The organism is Streptomyces sp. CA-288835, from assembly GCF_050936385.1.
Taxonomy (GTDB): domain Bacteria; phylum Actinomycetota; class Actinomycetes; order Streptomycetales; family Streptomycetaceae; genus Streptomyces.
In genome coordinates this window covers 6,133,558-6,148,325 of record NZ_JBNJMW010000001.1, presented here as the reverse complement: position 1 = coordinate 6,148,325, position 14,768 = coordinate 6,133,558, and the positions used below count along the sequence as shown (strand labels likewise).

The following is a 14,768-nucleotide window of genomic DNA, read 5'->3' as shown; positions in this document are numbered from 1 at the left end:
TGATGTGCTGCTGTTTCGCGGCTTCGCCTGTACTGCGGCTCTTGTCGTTGTTCGTCTGTTGTTGCTGGAGAGGACGCCCCTACGGCGTCGGCCGGTTGCACTGATCAGTAGGGTGCCGCTCATGACACAGTCCGGTTCTGGCCGACCCGGCTCGTCGCCGTCCGGTCCGGGTGCCTCCCGCGCGCGGCAGCCCGGCTCGCCACAGCCCGAGGCGGGGCTACGGCGGACGCTCGGCGTCGGCGACGCCGTGGTCATCGGACTCGGGTCGATGGTCGGGGCCGGAATCTTCGCCGCCCTCGGGCCCGCGGCGCATGCGGCCGGGTCCGGGCTGCTCCTCGGACTGGGCGTCGCCGCTGTCGTGGCGTACTGCAACGCCACTTCGTCGGCGCGCCTCGCCGCCCTCTATCCCGCGTCGGGCGGAACCTATGTGTACGGGCGGGAGCGGCTCGGAGAGTTCTGGGGGTATCTGGCGGGCTGGGCGTTCGTCGTCGGCAAGACCTCCTCGTGTGCGGCGATGGCGCTCACCGTGGGCACGTACGTCTGGCCTGGGCAGGCGCACGCGGTGGCCGTCGGGGCCGTGGTGGCGCTGACCGCCGTGAACTACGGCGGTGTGCAGAAGTCCGCATGGCTGACGCGGGCGATCGTGGCGGTGGTTCTCGCGGTACTCACCTCCGTGGTGGTCGTGTGCCTCTCCTCCGGGGACGCCGATGCCGGGCGGCTCGACGTGGGGGTCTCCGGGGGAGCGGGCGGCGTGCTGCAGGCGGCCGGCCTGCTGTTCTTCGCCTTCGCGGGGTACGCGCGGATCGCGACGCTCGGCGAGGAGGTGCGGGATCCAGCGCGCACCATTCCGCGCGCGATCCCGCTGGCGCTGGGCATCGCGCTGCTGGTGTACGCGGCTGTGGCGGTGGCTGTCCTTTCCGTGCTGGGATCGGGCGGGCTCGGGCAGGCGACGGCGCCGCTGGCCGACGCGGTACGGGCGGCCGGTGTGCCGGGACTCGTCCCGGTCGTACGGGTCGGTGCCGCCGTGGCAGCCCTCGGCTCACTCCTCGCGCTGATCCTGGGTGTGTCGCGGACAACGCTGGCCATGGCCCGCGACCGGCATCTCCCGGGCACGTTGGCCGCCGTGCATCCGCGCTTCCAGGTGCCTCATCGGGCGGAGCTGGCCGTCGGCGCGGTGGTCGCCGCGCTGGCCGCGACGGTGGATGTGAGGGGTGCTATCGGCTTCTCCTCCTTCGGTGTGCTCGTGTACTACGCGATCGCCAACGCCTCGGCTTGGACGCTCAGTTCGGACTTCATGGCGCGCATCGGGCCGGCGGTCGGGGCAGCCGGGTGCGTCACGCTGGCGTTCGCCTTGCCGGGGGTGTCGGTGGGTGTGGGCGCGGGTGTGCTGGGTGTGGGGGCAGCCGCGTATGGAGGGCGGAAGTGGCTTGCCTCGAGGCAGAGCGGGCGGGGCTCCGGCCAGTAGGGCAGCACGGGATGAACGACGCTCGGAGCAGGCGTCGTACAGCGCACGCTACGGAGGTGCGTCCGCGGGCTCGGGGATTGAAGGCTTGCGCCACAGCCTCGAGTTGTGGGCCTCAGTAGCGACACTCGTCATCAATTGTTCGATCTCGGTCATGGGTTCATAGTGCAGGGCGCCACTGACATTCGGGCGGGCTGTGGATACCAGGCTGTGGATAAGTGGTGCGGCGTCAGGCGAGGCGGACCTGGATGCCTTCGGCTGCAAGGAATTCGAGCAGTTCCTCGAAGGTCCAGGGCCGGTTGTCGATACGCGGGGTGAGGCCGAGGCAGGTGCGGGCGACGTCCGCGTCGTGCCAGACCAGGTTGGAGGGCCGGCCGGCTCCCCAGCCGCCGCGGAGGCAGTCGACCAGCGCGTCGAGACCCCAGCCGAAGTAGCCCCCGGGTCCGTTGACCGCCTCTCCGAGTGCGCAGAAGAAGCCGGGCTCGTCGGTGATGTGACGGCCGTCGAGGTGGTACGTGCCGCCGGGCGCGGCGTCGGGTGTCTGCGCGACGTGGTTGTCCCGCACCGTGTCGAGCCAGTAGCGGCGCCCCTCTGTGCCGCACCGCGCCCACGAGTTGGGCTGGGCCGGGCGTCCGTCGTCCCACAGCTGCCAGACCTCCCGGGCAGCGGTCGGCGGCCGCTCGGACCACGGTTCCAGCGTGAGGTCCACCAGGCCGCGGCCGGACGGGATCCAGGCGACGAGCTCGCCTTCGACGGCACACTGAATAGCACGGCCGGATGTGTCGAGACGGATCAGCTTGGCGTGCCCGAGATCCTCCTCCCCCGCGTTCAGTGCCGCACGAAGGGCTCCTTGAGGGGCACAGCCGAGCAGCCGCACGGACGGTTCGGCGAGGTCCGGCCCGCCGTTCTCTACGTACGCCAAATCCCGGCAGCTGCCCCGTGCTTCGTCCTCCGTTCCGAGCAGCCGGTAGCCCGGGGAGAGCGGCGGGCACTGCGGATAGTCGAACGAGTTGTCCGGGGACTGGCGCGCCTCGATCGTGATGTCCAGCAGCGACAGGTCGCGCGCGCATGGGCGGTCGCTGAGGACACGTACGTCCTCCAGGCACCACTCGCCGACCCCGTCGCCTTTCTTGTCGAGGATCTGCAGAGCGAGGAAGCCGAGCGGCGCCGAGCCGTCGGCACGCGCGCGTGCGAGGGCGGTATTCAACTCCCCTTCGGGTGCGCAGCCCAGCAATGCGTACGTCCCGCGCGCAGGAGGAGGCGGATCGCCGAAGAGGTTCTCGGCGTCCGCGCACAGGGCCCAGATCTCGTCGTCTTCGGCCTCGACGTCGTAGGCCGCCAAGGCGTACTTCGGCTGTCGCACCCCGTGCCGCTCTACCAGCGAGACGTCGCGAACGGCTGGTCCGTACGCACGATTTCGCGTCCCAGAGGGACCAGCGAAACGGGGATCAGCTTGAAGTTGGCGATCCCCAGGGGGATGCCGATGATCGTGAGGCACTGCAGGACACCGGTGACGATGTGGGTGAGGGCGAGCCACCAGCCCGCGAGGATCAGCCACAGGATGTTGCCGACGAAAGAGGCCGCGCCCGCACTGGGACGCTCGACCGTCGTATGTCCGAACGGCCACAGGGCGTACACGCCGATACGGAACGCCGCGATGCCAAACGGGATGCCGATGATCGTTATGCACAGCAGCACGCCCGCGAACAAGTAGCCGAGGAACAGCCAGAAGCCGCTCAGTACGAGCCATATGACGTTCAGGATTGTCTTCACTGGTGGTGACCTGCCATCTGCTCGAGCCGGGCAATGCGTTCCGCCATCGGCGGATGCGTGGAGAACAGCCTGGACATCCCCTGGCCCGGACGGAAGGGATTCGCGATCATCATGTGGCTTGCGGTCTCGATGCGCGGCTCGGGGGGCAGCGGAAGCTGCTTCGTGCCCGCTTCGAGCTTGCGCAGGGCGCTCGCCAAGGCCAGCGGGTCGCCGGTGAGCTGGGCGCCGGAGGCGTCGGCTTCGTACTCCCGGGAGCGACTGATGGCGAGCTGGATCAGGGAGGCGGCGAGCGGACCCAGGATCATGATCATCAGCATGCCCAGGAGGCCGGGGCCCTCGTCGTCGTCGGAGCGGCCGATGGGGATCAGCCAGGCGAAGTGGACCAGGAACATGATCACGGAGGCGAGAGCGCCGGCGACCGACGAGATCAGTATGTCGCGGTTGTAGACGTGGCTCAGCTCATGGCTGATGACGCCGCGCAGCTCACGCTCGTTCAGGATCCGCAGGATGCCGTCGGTGCAGCACACAGCAGCATTGCGCGGGTTGCGGCCCGTCGCGAACGCGTTGGGTGCCTCGGTCGGTGAGATGTACAGGCGGGGCATGGGCTGGCGGGCCTGCGTGGAGAGTTCGCGAACCATCCTGTAGAGGGCCGGGGCCTCGAACTCACTCACCGGGCGGGCGCGCATCGCGCGTAGCGCCAACTTGTCGCTGTTCCAGTACGCGTACGCGTTCGTGCCGATCGCTATCAGCAGCGCGACGACGAGGCCCATACGCCCGAAGAGGCTGCCGATGACGATGATGAGTGCGGACAGTCCCCCGAGGAGTACGGCGGTCCTGAGCCCGTTGTGCCGGCGGTGCACGGTACGCCCTCCAAGTTGTGCGGCAGGGGAACCCTTTGCTTGCTGATCTCTGTCACTGACTCCGTGCTTCCACGGTCCAGTGGACCCTCCCTCACTGGTCAACGCCAGGCGGGAAGCCCTAGTTCCCTTGTGCGCGCGGCGGCGAGGGTGGGCCGTCCGGGTGAGTGCGGCAACGCCTGGCACGCGCGCGTGCGGTTCGGGTGCCCCACGCGCGCGTGCCGGATGCCGTCAGCGGCTCAGAAGAGGCGTGTGTCGCGGCTCAGAAAAGGCCGGTGTCCGAGAAGCGCAGGACCAACTGGGGTGCTCCGGAGAGGGCGACTCCCAGGACCGCGGTCAGTGCGATCGCGGCGGTCAGCGGGGCCGGGACGCGATGCCTCTCGGGCTCTCCTTCGGGAGCGCGGAACAGGAGCGTCGTCCACTGGAGGTAGTAGAAGAGCGCGATCACGACGTTGACGGCCATGACCACGGCGAGCCAGCCGAGGCCCGCGTCCACGGCAGCCGAGAAGACGGTGACCTTCGCGAAGAGGCCGATGATGCCCGGCGGCAGGCCCGCGAGGCAGAGCAAGAAGAAGCCCAGTACGAGCGCGGAGAGAGGGCGTGATGCGTACAGGCCGCGGTAGTCGCTGATGCGGTTGAGCGGCTTCGTACGGGCCACGAGGGCGGCGACGGCGAAGGCTCCGAGGTTCACGGCGGCGTACATCAGGGCGTACGCGACGGTGGAGCCGATGGCCTTCTCAGCGTCCTGGGAGTACGCGGCGGCGGCGATCGGCACGAGGAGGTAGCCGGCCTGGCCGACCGAGGACCAGGCGAGCAGCCGTACCGCGCTGTACGCGCGCGTGGACTGCTGCCTCAGGGCGCCCACGTTGCCGATCGTCATGGTGAGCGCGGCCAGGGCGGCGAGCGCCGGGCCCCAGACATCGGCGTACGACGGGAGGGCGATCACTGTGACGAGGATCAGTCCGGAGAAGCCGACCGCCTTGCCGACGACCGACAGGTAGGCGGCGACCGGCAAGGGCGCCCCTACGTAGGTGTCGGGCACCCAGAAGTGGAAGGGCACAGCGGCCGTCTTGAAGGCGAAGCCGACGAGGGTGAGAACGACGCCGGTCTGGACGAGCGTGTGGAGTTGTCCGTCTACGTTCTGGATCTCGGTGGCGATCTGCGTGAGGTACAGGGTGCCTGTAGAGGCGTAGATGAAGCTGACGCCCATGAGGCTCACGGCGGTTGCGGTGACCGAGGACAGGAAGAACTTCAGAGCCGCTTCGGAGGACTTCCTGTCGCCGCGTTTGATGCCGACGAGGGCGAAGGCGGGCAGTGAAGCGACTTCCAGGGCGACGATCAGGGTCGCCAGGTCGCGGGAGGCGGGCAGCAGGGCGGCGCCGGCGGCTGAGGAGAGCAGCAGGAACCAGAACTCCCCTTCGGGGAGTTCCCTGTTGGCGTCCTTCAGGGCGGTGACGGAGAGAAGGGCCGCCAGGAGGGCTCCGCCGAGGACGAGGAACTGGATGACGAGCGTGAACGGGTCCGCCGTGTAGCTGCAGACGTCCGCGTCGCCGGTCAGGCAGAAGGTGGAGCGGTCGCCGTCCAGGAGGGGCAGAAGCATCAGCGTGGACGCGGCGAGTCCAGCGACGGACAGCCAGCCGAGCAGTGCCTTCTTGGCGTCGCCCACGAAGAGGTCGACGACGAGCACCACGAGGCCGACGACCGCCGCGATGGTGGGCGGTGCGATCGCGAGCCAGTCGACGGACTGGACCACGGACTCGGCCAGAGGCTGGGCCAGGTTGCTCATCGGGTGCCTCCTGCGAGGAGCTGCTGCACGGCCGGGTCGGTCAGGCCGAGGAGAGCCTTGGGCCAGAGTCCGGCGACGACGGTGAGGGCGACGAGCGGGGTCCAGGCGGCGAACTCGTACGTCTGGACGTCCGCGAGCCCGGGGCTGTCCTGGGGAACGACGCCCATGCAGACGCGGCGTACCACGATGAGCAGGTACGCGGCGGTGAGCAGGGTGCCGAACGCGGCGATCGCCATGAAGGTCAGGAACGCAGGCCGACTGAGGTCGTCGGCGGGATCGAAGGCGCCGAACAGCGCCAGCATTTCGCCCCAGAACCCGGCGAGGCCCGGCAGCCCGAGCGAGGCGACGGCAGCGAAGGCGAGCAGGCCGCCCAGGCGCGGGGCCTTGCCGTAGAGGGCGGCGCCGGTCTTCTCCGCGAGTGTGTCGAGGTCGGTCGTGCCTGTACGGTCCTTGAGGGCGCCGACCAGGAAGAACAGCAGGCCGGTGATGAGGCCGTGGGCGATGTTGGCGAACAGCGCGCCGTTCACGCCGGTCGGGGTCATGGTCGCGATGCCGAGGAGTACGAAGCCCATGTGGCCGACGGAGGAGTACGCGATGAGGCGCTTGAGGTCGCCCTTCGCGCCCTGCTTGGCGAGGGCTAGGCAGGCGAGGGATCCGTAGATGATCCCGACGACGGCGAAGGCGGCGAGGTAGGGCGCGAAGGTGCGGAAGCCGTCGGGTGTGATCGGCAGCAGAATCCGGACGAACCCGTACGTACCCATCTTCAGCAGGACACCGGCCAGCAGGACGGAGCCGACGGTCGGCGCGGCGGTGTGGGCGTCCGGCAGCCAGCTGTGCAGCGGCCACATCGGCGTCTTGACCGCGAGCCCGATTCCGATCGCCAAAACGGCGATGACCTGCACGGATGCGGTCAGCGACCGGCCGTTGTCAGTGGCGAGTGCCATCATGTCGAACGTGCCGGACTTGAGCCCGACGAGGAGCAGGCCCAACAGCATGACGACGGAACCGAACAGTGTGTAGAGGATGAACTTCCAAGCAGCTTGGGTCCGTTGCTCACCGCCCCAGCGGGCGATGAGGAAGTACATCGGGATGAGCACCATCTCGAACGCGAGGAAGAAGAGCAGAAGGTCGAGGACGGCGAAGGTCGCGAGGGTGCCGGACTCGAGGACGAGCAGCAGCGAGACGAAGGCCTTCGGGGTCGGGCCCGAAGGCATTTTGAAGTAGGAGTACAGCGCGCAGAGGAAGGTCAGCAGCGCGGTCAGGACCAGAAGGGGGAGGGAAATGCCGTCCGTGCCGAGGTGGATCCGCACGTCGAGTGCGGGAATCCAGCTGATGTCCGTCGTGGCCTGCATCTTCGACGGCTGGTCGTGGTCGAAGCCGAGCGCGAGGACGATCGCGGCGATGAGCACGGCGCCGGTGACAGTGACGCCGTGGCGCAGCACGGCCTGCTCGGGGGACTTCCCCTTCAGTCCGGGCGGGGCCGGGAGGAGAGCGGCGGCGGCGCCGAGGAGCGGGCCGACGACGATGAACGCCAGAAGGAACTGCATCACGGACTCGTTGATATCGATCACGCCTGCTCACGCTCCCGTGGCGACTAGGAGGGCGGCGACCGCGAGGACGACGGTGCCGGCGAGCAGCGCGCTCACATAGGTCTGCACATTGCCGGTCTGGGCGCGCCGGACGGCCGCGCCGAGCAGGCGGGGCAGGGCGCCCGCGCCGCGTACGTAGGTGTCGACGACCTCACGGTCGAGGAACCGGACGAGTGTGGCTCCGGACTGGACCGGGCGGACGAAGAGTGCCGCGTAGACGGCGTCGAGGTGGAAGCCGACGGCAGCGTGCCGGTGCAGCGGTCCCAGGAGCAGGCGTCCGGGGTCCGCCGGGTCGGGCGCGGAGGCCACGTTTCCGTACGCGGGCGCGTGGCTGGCGATGGCTTCGGCCTCGACGAGTCCGGCATCCCCCTCGGGGTGGGCAGCGACCGCACCCAGCGGTACGCGGGCCGCGAGCGCCGTGGTGTGCCGCCAGGCGCCGTACGTGACGATGCCGCCGACGAGGGCAACTCCCGTGCCGAGTACGGAGGTGGCGAGGGTCGGGGTCAGGTCGTGCCCGTCGAACCAGTCGGGCAGCAGGCCGGTGGTGAGCCCGAGGGCGAGCGACGGGACGGCGAGTACCCACAGCACTGCGTTCATGGCGAGGGGCTGCCTGCCGTGGTCGGGGGCCTCGGCTCCGTGGCCCCGGAAGGCGAGCAGCCACAGGCGCATCGCGTAAGCGGCGGTGAGCAGGGCCGTGACCAGGCCGGCGACGAGGACGATCCAGCCCGCGGCGCCGGGGATGTTCTCGGCGTGACCGGTGGCGGCGTGCTCGGCGGCGCCCAGGACGGCTTCCTTGGAGAAGAAGCCGCTGAAGGGAGGGATCGCGGCGAGGGCGAGGAGCGCCACGGTCATCGTCCAGTAGGCGTCGGGGACGCGGGCGCGCAGGTCCTTCATGCGGGACATGGCGGCCAGCGAGTTGGTGCCGACGGCGTGGATGATCACGCCTGCGGCGAGGAACAGCAGCGCCTTGAAGGCGCCGTGTGAAAGGAGGTGGAAGACGGCGGCACCGCGGTCGCCGACAGCGAGGGCGCCGGTCATGTAGCCGAGCTGGCCGATCGTCGAGTACGCGAGGACGCGCTTGATGTCGTCCTGGGCGAGCGCGGCGAGCGCCGAGCCGGCCATCGTGACGGCGGCCATGACGGCGAGGACGAGCAGCGCGGCCGAGGAGGCGGCGAAGACCGGAAGGAGCCGGGCGATGAAGTAGACACCGGCGGCGACCATCGTCGCGGCGTGGATCAGCGCGGAGACGGGTGTGGGGCCCGCCATCGCGTCGGGCAGCCAGGTGTGCAGCGGGAACTGCGCCGACTTGCCCGCCACACCGGCGAGGAGCAGCAGGGCGATCAGCGTCGGATGGTCGAGTCCGCCGCTCGCGACCGTGCCAAGGACGGTCCTGATGCGGAAGGAACCGGCGTCGGCGGCGAGCGCGAACAGACCGATCAGAAAGGGGACATCGCCGAGCTTGGTGACCAGGAAGGCCTTCAGGGAGGCGGCGCGTGCTTCCGGGGTCTCCCAGTAGTGGCCGACGAGGAAGTACGAGCAGATGCCCATGATTTCCCAGCCGACCAGGAGCACCATCAGGTCGCCGGAGTAGACGACGAGCAGCATCGCGGAGGTGAAGAGGGAGACGAGAGCGGCGTACGAGGGGTAGCGCGGGTCGTCGCGCAGGTAGCCCGTCGAGTAGATCTGCACGCAGGAGGCGACGACGCCGACGAGGACGGCGACGAGGGCGGCGAAGCCGTCGATGTGCAGGGCGAGTTCGATGGGGACCGAGCCGGTCGGGGTGAGCTCGGTGGCGGCGTCGATGGCCTGGTCGCCGCTCTGGCGTACGGCGATGAGGACGGCGAGCGCCAGGGAGGTCACCGCGGGCAGGACGGCGAGAGGCCGTACGAAACCGGGGGCGGTGCGGCCCAGGAGCAGGCCGGCCGCGGCGCCCAGGAACGGAAGGAGGGGGACGAGGACGGCGAGGGTGGTCGTGGTCACGCGGTGGCCTCAGCCTTCTCGGCCGTCGTGGAAGCGGCGGATCCGGGAGCGTCGTGGCCATCATCGCTGCCGTCGCTGCCGTTGCCGTCACCGGTCTCGGCGGTGTCGCGGAGCTTGTCGATGTCCGAGGTGCCGCGGTTGCGGTAGACGGCGAGGACGATCGCCAGGCCGATGCCGATCTCGGCAGCGGCGATGGCGATGGTGAACAGGGTCAGGGCCTGGCCGGAGTGCAGGGTGTCCTGGGCGGTCTTGCTGAGCCAGACGTCGAAGGCGACCAGGTTGAGGTTGACGGCGTTGAGCATCAGCTCGACGGACATCAGGACCAGGATCGCGTTGCGGCGCGCGAGGACTCCGTACAGGCCCGTGCAGAAGAGGAGGGCGGAGAGCACGGCGGGATAGGCGAGATGCATCAGCGGGCGCCTTCCTTGCCCTGACGCGAGGGCTGCTCGTCGGAGGAGGTGGCCGGGCTCGTACCCGAGGGCCGCTTCCCGGGGGCCGTACTCCCCGTGGGCAGGTTGGAGGCGGCGGCCTTGCGGGAGAGGACGATCGCGCCGACCAGGGCGGCGAGGAGGAGGACGGATAGGGCTTCGAAGGGGAGGACCCAGTTCTGGAAGAGGGCCTTGCCGTTTGCCTCGGTTGAGCCGGCGGCGGCGCCGTCCAGGTCGATCCAGGTCGTCCGGAAGGCGTCGACGACGACCCAGACGAGGGCGGTGGCCGCGGCGATCGCGACGGTCAGGGCGGCCCAGCGGTTGCCGGAATCGGCGTCCGGGGACCGGCCGATGGGGGCCTTGGTGAGCATCAGACCGAAGAGGAGGAGTACGACGACGGAACCGACGTAGATGAGGACCTGCACCCAGGCGATGAACTCGGCGGTGAGCAGGAGATATTCGACGGCGAGGCCGCCGAGCGTCACGACCAGCCACAGGGCGGCGTGGACAAGTTGCTTGGTGGTGACGGTCACGACGGCCGCGCCGAGGGTGACGAGGCCGACGAGGAGGAAGGCGATCTCGACGCCGGTCGGGGAGAGGAAGCCGTTGGTTTCGGCGGCGGTGGTCGTCGCCGTTGATGCGGCGACGGCGGCGAGGCTCACGCTTCTCCCTCCTGCGGCGCGGTCGGCTCCGCCCCGGCTGCCTGTTCGTCTGCCCGGGCTGCCTCTTCCCGGGCTACCTGTTCGGCGGCGAGCTTGTCGGCGGCTTTGCGGGCGGCGGCGAGTTCCTTCGGTTCTTCGGCGGAGGGGTCGAGGGCGGGTGGGGCCGGGACGGTCCACATCCACTCGCGGAGCTTGTCGCGTTCGTGGGTGAGTTCGTGGATGTCGGTCTCCGCGTACTCGAACTCCGGGGACCAGAACAGCGCGTCGAAAGGACACACCTCGATGCAGATACCGCAGTACATGCACAGGGCGAAGTCGATGGCGAAGCGGTCGAGGACGTTACGGCTGCGCTCGCGGCCTCCGGGGGCGGCGGGCGGGACCGTCTCCTTGTGGGAGTCGATGTAGATGCACCAGTCCGGGCACTCGCGGGCGCACAGCATGCAGACCGTGCAGTTCTCCTCGAAGAGGCCGATGACGCCGCGGCTGCGGGGCGGGAGTTCGGGCTGGGCGTCCGGGTACTGCGCCGTGTGCGCGCGCTTCGTCATCGTGCGCAGGGTGACGGCCAGGCCCTTGGCGAGGCCGCTGCCTGGGATGCGAGACCGAGTGGGCGGGAGGGACTCAGCCATGGCTACTGGATCACCACCTTGACGATGCCGGTGAGGGCGATCTGGGCGAGGGAGAGGGGGACGAGGAGGGTCCAGGAGAGTTTCTGGAGCTGGTCCTCGCGGAGACGGGGATAGGTGACGCGGAGCCAGATCACGAGGAAAGCGAGGACCGCGGTCTTCAGCAGGGTCCAGACCCAGCCGAGGCCGTCGGCACCCCACGGGCCGTGCCAGCCGCCCAGGAAAAGGACGGTGGTCAGGCCGCACAGGACGATGATTCCGGCGTACTCGGCGAGGAGGAAGAGAGCGAAACGCAGACCGGTGTACTCGGTGTACGCGCCGAAGATGATCTCCGAGTCGGCGACGGGCATGTCGAAGGGAGGGCGCTGCAGTTCGGCGAGGCCGGCCACGAAGAAGACGAGCGCGCCGACGATCTGCCAGGGCAGCCACCACCACTCGAAGGCGTCGAGGATGCCGGGGAGCGAGACCGTGCCCGCGGCCATCGCGACCGAGGCCGCGGTGAGGAGCATCGGGAGTTCGTAGGCGAGGAGTTGGGCGGCGGTGCGGAGGCCGCCGAGGAGGGAGAACTTGTTGGCCGAGGCCCAGCCCGCCATGAGCGAGCCGAGGACGCCCACGCCCATCACGGCCAGGACGAAGAAGATGCCCGCGTCGATGACCTCGCCGACGGCGCCTTCGCCCGGGCCGATGGGGATGGCGAGGAGGACGAGTAGGTACGGGAGGAGGGCGACGGCGGGGGCCAGCTGGAAGATACGGCGGTCCGCGCCCGCGGGGACCACGTCTTCCTTCTGGGCGAACTTCACGCCGTCCGCGACGAGTTGGGCCCAGCCGTGGAAGCCGCCCGCGTACATGGGGCCGAGGCGGCCCTGCATATGGGCCATCACCTTGTGCTCCGTCTGGCCGACGATCAGCGGGAAGGTGAGGAACACAACGAAGACGATCAGGAGTCGCAGGGCGACGTCGAGCACGTCGTTCACTGCGGGCCTCCTGGGGGGTTGTCGTCGGTGGTGGGCTGGGCTTCGGGGGCGTCGGAGTGTGTCGTCGGTGCTTCCGCGGGCGCCTTAGGAGGCTTGGAAGTCTTCGGTTCGTCGGGTGCCTCGGCAGCCTTGGGAGCGTCGGGCTCGTCGTCCGGTTGCTGCTCGGGCGAGGGTCGCTCTTCAGTGGGCGGCTCCCCGATCCGCGACTCCTCCGTGGGAGGCCCCGTGGGCGGCGTCTGCTCACCGTCATCGAAGGCGGGGCGCGCGTGGTGCCAGGGGGCGTCCGCACTGCGGGCGCGCGCCGGGCGGGCGGGCCGCCCGCCTTCTGGCTGCTGCTCGCCTCCAGGCTGCCGGCCGCCTCCGGGCTGCTGCTCCCCGCCAGCTTCGTCGGCCGGGGCAGCAGCGGACGCCTCGCGCTGCGACGCCGAGCCCTCGCCGACGCTGCGGGCGCGACGCGGCGCCACGGGCGGCGTTTCGGCACCCGATGCCGAGGCGGGCGAGGCCGGAGGAGCACCCGCCGCGCCCGTCTCCGTCCCCTCAGCGCGCTCTGCCCCCTCCGTCCGCTGTGTCGCCGAGCCCTCGCTCACGCTGCGCGCCCGGCGTCCCGCAGGCCTGCCCTCCGCCGCCGTGCCCGTACCCGGACCCGCGGCGGGCGCATCCGAAGCCGGGGCCTGGCTCGCCGAGCCCTCCCCCGCTGTGCGAGTCCGCCGGGCCGGGCGTTCGCCCGCGGCCCGGGCTGCGCCACGGGCAGGGCGGGCCGGGGCAGGCGGGAGTTGGCCCTTCATGGGCCCCCACTCGTTCGGGTCGGGGACGCCGGGTGGCAGCATCTGGCGGCGCTTCGGACCGCCGTGCTCCGACTCCCCCGGTTCCTTCGCGCCGGGCCAGGCCTTGGCGACCCGGGCCGCCAGGACGAAGTCCTTGCGCAGGGGGTGCCCCTCGAAGCCCTCCGGGAGGAGCAGCGGCGCGAGCCCCGGGTGACCCTCGAAGGTGACGCCGAACATCTCGTGGGTCTCGCGTTCATGCCAGGCGGCGCCCGCGTAGATCTCGACGGCGGAAGGGAGTACGGGGGCGTCGTGCGGCACGGTCGTACGTACGAGAAGGCGGCGTACCGGAGCGAGCGCGACCACATGGGCCGCGACGCGGAAGCCCGTGCCGGGCTCGTCGACGGCGCTCAGCCAGTCGAAATACGTGCAGCCCAGTTCGTCGCGCGCGGTCTCCAGGGCGGAGATCCAGGCGGCGGGCGGCACGTCGACGGTCAGGAGCTCGTACGACTCCTCGGCCGTGGCCTCCGTGCCGAAGAGCTCCTCCACCGGGGAGGGCAGCCAGCCGGTCACCGCTCGCCCTCCTCCCCGGCCGGAACCGGCGGCTTCACCAGCCCGCTCTGCAGCGCGCCCGCGGAAGGCCGGGGGCCGGCGGATCCGTAGCGCTGAGATCCGTACTCGGATCCGTACCGCTCCCCCAGCGACTCCCGGGCGATCTTCTCCTGAAGCTTGAGGATGCCCTGGAGCAGTGCTTCGGGCCGGGGCGGGCAGCCGGGGACGTACACGTCGACCGGGATGATCTGGTCGACGCCCTTGGTCACGGAGTACGAGTCCCAGTAGGGCCCGCCGCAGTTGGAGCAGGCGCCGAAGGAGATGACGTACTTGGGCTCCGGCATCTGTTCGTACAGCCGCTTCACCGCAGGCGCCATCTTGTCCGTGACCGTCCCCGAGACCACCATCAGGTCGGCCTGGCGCGGCCCTGGAGCGAACGGAATCACTCCCAGGCGGATGAAGTCGTGCCGGGCCATGGAGGCGGCGATGAACTCGATGGCGCAGCAGGCGAGGCCGAAGTTGAAGACCCACAGGCTGTAGCGGCGGCCCCAGTTCAGGACCACCTTCATCGGCTCGGGGGCGAGACGCGCGAGCGCACCCAGGCGCTTCGGCTCCGGAAGCAGTACAGGCCCCGGCTCGGGCTGGGTCACGTCCATGTGAGGACGCCCTTCTTGTATGCGTACAGCAGTCCCACGGCCAGGAAGCCGAGGAAGATGAACATCTCTACGAGCGTCGTCGCCCCGTAGCCCGGCGCGGCGAAGACCGTAGCCCAGGGGAAGAGGAAGATCGAGTCGACGGCGAAGATCACGTAGAGGAAGGAGTAGACGTAGTAGCGGACCTGGGTGTGGGCCCAGCCCTCGCCGACGGGGTCGACTCCGCACTCGTAGGTCAGGAGTTTTTCGGGCGTCGGGACGACGGGCCGCAGCAGGCGCCCGGCTCCGAAGGCGACGGCGACGAACAGCACGCCGATCACGGCGAGCAGTCCGACGACCGAGTAGGACTGGAAGTAGTCCGCCGCGACCGTGATCCCGGCGGTCCCGGTCCCCGCGCCCCTGGTCGGTTCCGGCACGTCCGCCCCTCGCTCCCTGACCTCGTATGACCGCGTATGACCTCGTGCGCGCCCTGATGTGCGCCGTGCGATGCGCCGTGCTCGACGATCTGTACGCACCGGAGTCTAGGCCCTGCTAAAGAAACGGTAAGCAGCCCGTCACGCCTTGGCATGCGCGGAGGTCGCCGACGGGCGCCCGGCGGGAAGCAGGGGTGGGGTTTTCCCCAGGGGATCCCGGCGGTCCACCTCATGGCGCTCCGGCCTGCGGCCCGG

14 protein-coding genes are annotated in these 14,768 nt (G+C 70.1%); 1 reads left to right on the top strand and 13 read right to left on the bottom strand.

The features are described 5' to 3' along the window. Window positions 1-121: 121 nt before the first annotated feature. The gene (locus tag ACQEVY_RS28050) at window positions 122-1,465 is read left to right on the top strand and encodes an APC family permease (protein WP_432952192.1); all 1,344 of its coding nucleotides are present in this window, start codon (window positions 122-124) and stop codon (window positions 1,463-1,465) included. Between the two features lie 226 nt (window positions 1,466-1,691). Here the strand turns inward: ACQEVY_RS28050 and ACQEVY_RS28045 are convergent, their stop codons facing one another. The 13 genes from ACQEVY_RS28045 to ACQEVY_RS27985 all read right to left on the bottom strand — a co-directional run bounded on the left by ACQEVY_RS28045 (window position 1,692) and on the right by ACQEVY_RS27985 (window position 14,516). Further along, complete coding sequence (locus ACQEVY_RS28045) at window positions 1,692-2,825, bottom strand: barstar family protein (protein WP_432952191.1); 1,134 nt, start codon at window positions 2,823-2,825, stop codon at window positions 1,692-1,694. Between the two features lie 11 nt (window positions 2,826-2,836). Next, window positions 2,837-3,235 (bottom strand): YccF domain-containing protein, encoded by a 399-nt coding sequence (locus ACQEVY_RS28040; protein ID WP_432952190.1) that lies wholly within the window; start codon window positions 3,233-3,235, stop codon window positions 2,837-2,839. Beyond that, window positions 3,232-4,095: a zinc metalloprotease HtpX gene (gene htpX, locus ACQEVY_RS28035; protein ID WP_432952189.1), complete on the bottom strand. Its 864-nt coding sequence runs from the start codon at window positions 4,093-4,095 to the stop codon at window positions 3,232-3,234. Before htpX ends, ACQEVY_RS28040 begins: the two co-directional genes overlap by 4 nt. Before the next feature lie 259 nt (window positions 4,096-4,354). Then, window positions 4,355-5,878, bottom strand: coding sequence for an NADH-quinone oxidoreductase subunit N (locus ACQEVY_RS28030; RefSeq protein ID WP_432952188.1), 1,524 nt, complete (start codon window positions 5,876-5,878; stop codon window positions 4,355-4,357). Then, window positions 5,875-7,449: an NADH-quinone oxidoreductase subunit M gene (locus tag ACQEVY_RS28025; protein ID WP_432952187.1), complete on the bottom strand. Its 1,575-nt coding sequence runs from the start codon at window positions 7,447-7,449 to the stop codon at window positions 5,875-5,877. The genes ACQEVY_RS28030 and ACQEVY_RS28025 overlap by 4 nt, the downstream gene beginning before the upstream one ends. A 6-nt stretch (window positions 7,450-7,455) precedes the next feature. Beyond that, window positions 7,456-9,447: an NADH-quinone oxidoreductase subunit 5 family protein gene (locus tag ACQEVY_RS28020; RefSeq protein WP_432952186.1), complete on the bottom strand. Its 1,992-nt coding sequence runs from the start codon at window positions 9,445-9,447 to the stop codon at window positions 7,456-7,458. After that, a complete protein-coding gene (nuoK, locus tag ACQEVY_RS28015; RefSeq protein ID WP_432952185.1) occupies window positions 9,444-9,857 on the bottom strand; it encodes an NADH-quinone oxidoreductase subunit NuoK in 414 nt (137 codons plus the stop codon). Before nuoK ends, ACQEVY_RS28020 begins: the two co-directional genes overlap by 4 nt. Next, window positions 9,857-10,537: an NADH-quinone oxidoreductase subunit J family protein gene (locus ACQEVY_RS28010; RefSeq protein WP_432952184.1), complete on the bottom strand. Its 681-nt coding sequence runs from the start codon at window positions 10,535-10,537 to the stop codon at window positions 9,857-9,859. Before ACQEVY_RS28010 ends, nuoK begins: the two co-directional genes overlap by 1 nt. Next, window positions 10,534-11,163, bottom strand: coding sequence for a 4Fe-4S binding protein (locus ACQEVY_RS28005; RefSeq protein WP_432952183.1), 630 nt, complete (start codon window positions 11,161-11,163; stop codon window positions 10,534-10,536). Before ACQEVY_RS28005 ends, ACQEVY_RS28010 begins: the two co-directional genes overlap by 4 nt. A gap of 2 nt (window positions 11,164-11,165) precedes the next feature. Beyond that, a complete protein-coding gene (locus tag ACQEVY_RS28000) occupies window positions 11,166-12,134 on the bottom strand; it encodes a complex I subunit 1/NuoH family protein (RefSeq protein ID WP_033319593.1) in 969 nt (322 codons plus the stop codon). Beyond that, on the bottom strand, window positions 12,131-13,468 hold the full coding sequence (locus tag ACQEVY_RS27995; protein ID WP_432952182.1) for an NADH-quinone oxidoreductase subunit C: 1,338 nt from the start codon (window positions 13,466-13,468) through the stop codon (window positions 12,131-12,133). The genes ACQEVY_RS28000 and ACQEVY_RS27995 overlap by 4 nt, the downstream gene beginning before the upstream one ends. Beyond that, complete coding sequence (locus ACQEVY_RS27990) at window positions 13,465-14,103, bottom strand: NADH-quinone oxidoreductase subunit B (RefSeq protein WP_432952181.1); 639 nt, start codon at window positions 14,101-14,103, stop codon at window positions 13,465-13,467. Before ACQEVY_RS27990 ends, ACQEVY_RS27995 begins: the two co-directional genes overlap by 4 nt. Beyond that, entirely contained in the window at window positions 14,094-14,516 is a 423-nt protein-coding gene (locus ACQEVY_RS27985; protein ID WP_432952180.1) for an NADH-quinone oxidoreductase subunit A, read from the bottom strand. The genes ACQEVY_RS27990 and ACQEVY_RS27985 overlap by 10 nt, the downstream gene beginning before the upstream one ends. Between the last annotated feature and the right edge of the window lie 252 nt (window positions 14,517-14,768).

Bases quoted from the DNA above. Each gene is read 5' to 3' on its own strand.
- ACQEVY_RS28005 (WP_432952183.1), bottom strand. From the start codon at position 11,163: ATGGCTGAGTCCCTCCCGCCCACTCGGTCTCGCATCCCAGGCAGCGGC.
- ACQEVY_RS27990 (WP_432952181.1), bottom strand. From the start codon at position 14,103: ATGGACGTGACCCAGCCCGAGCCGGGGCCTGTACTGCTTCCGGAGCCG.
- ACQEVY_RS28050 (WP_432952192.1), top strand. From the start codon at position 122: ATGACACAGTCCGGTTCTGGCCGACCCGGCTCGTCGCCGTCCGGTCCG.
- ACQEVY_RS28030 (WP_432952188.1), bottom strand. From the start codon at position 5,878: ATGAGCAACCTGGCCCAGCCTCTGGCCGAGTCCGTGGTCCAGTCCGTC.
- nuoK (WP_432952185.1), bottom strand. From the start codon at position 9,857: ATGCATCTCGCCTATCCCGCCGTGCTCTCCGCCCTCCTCTTCTGCACG.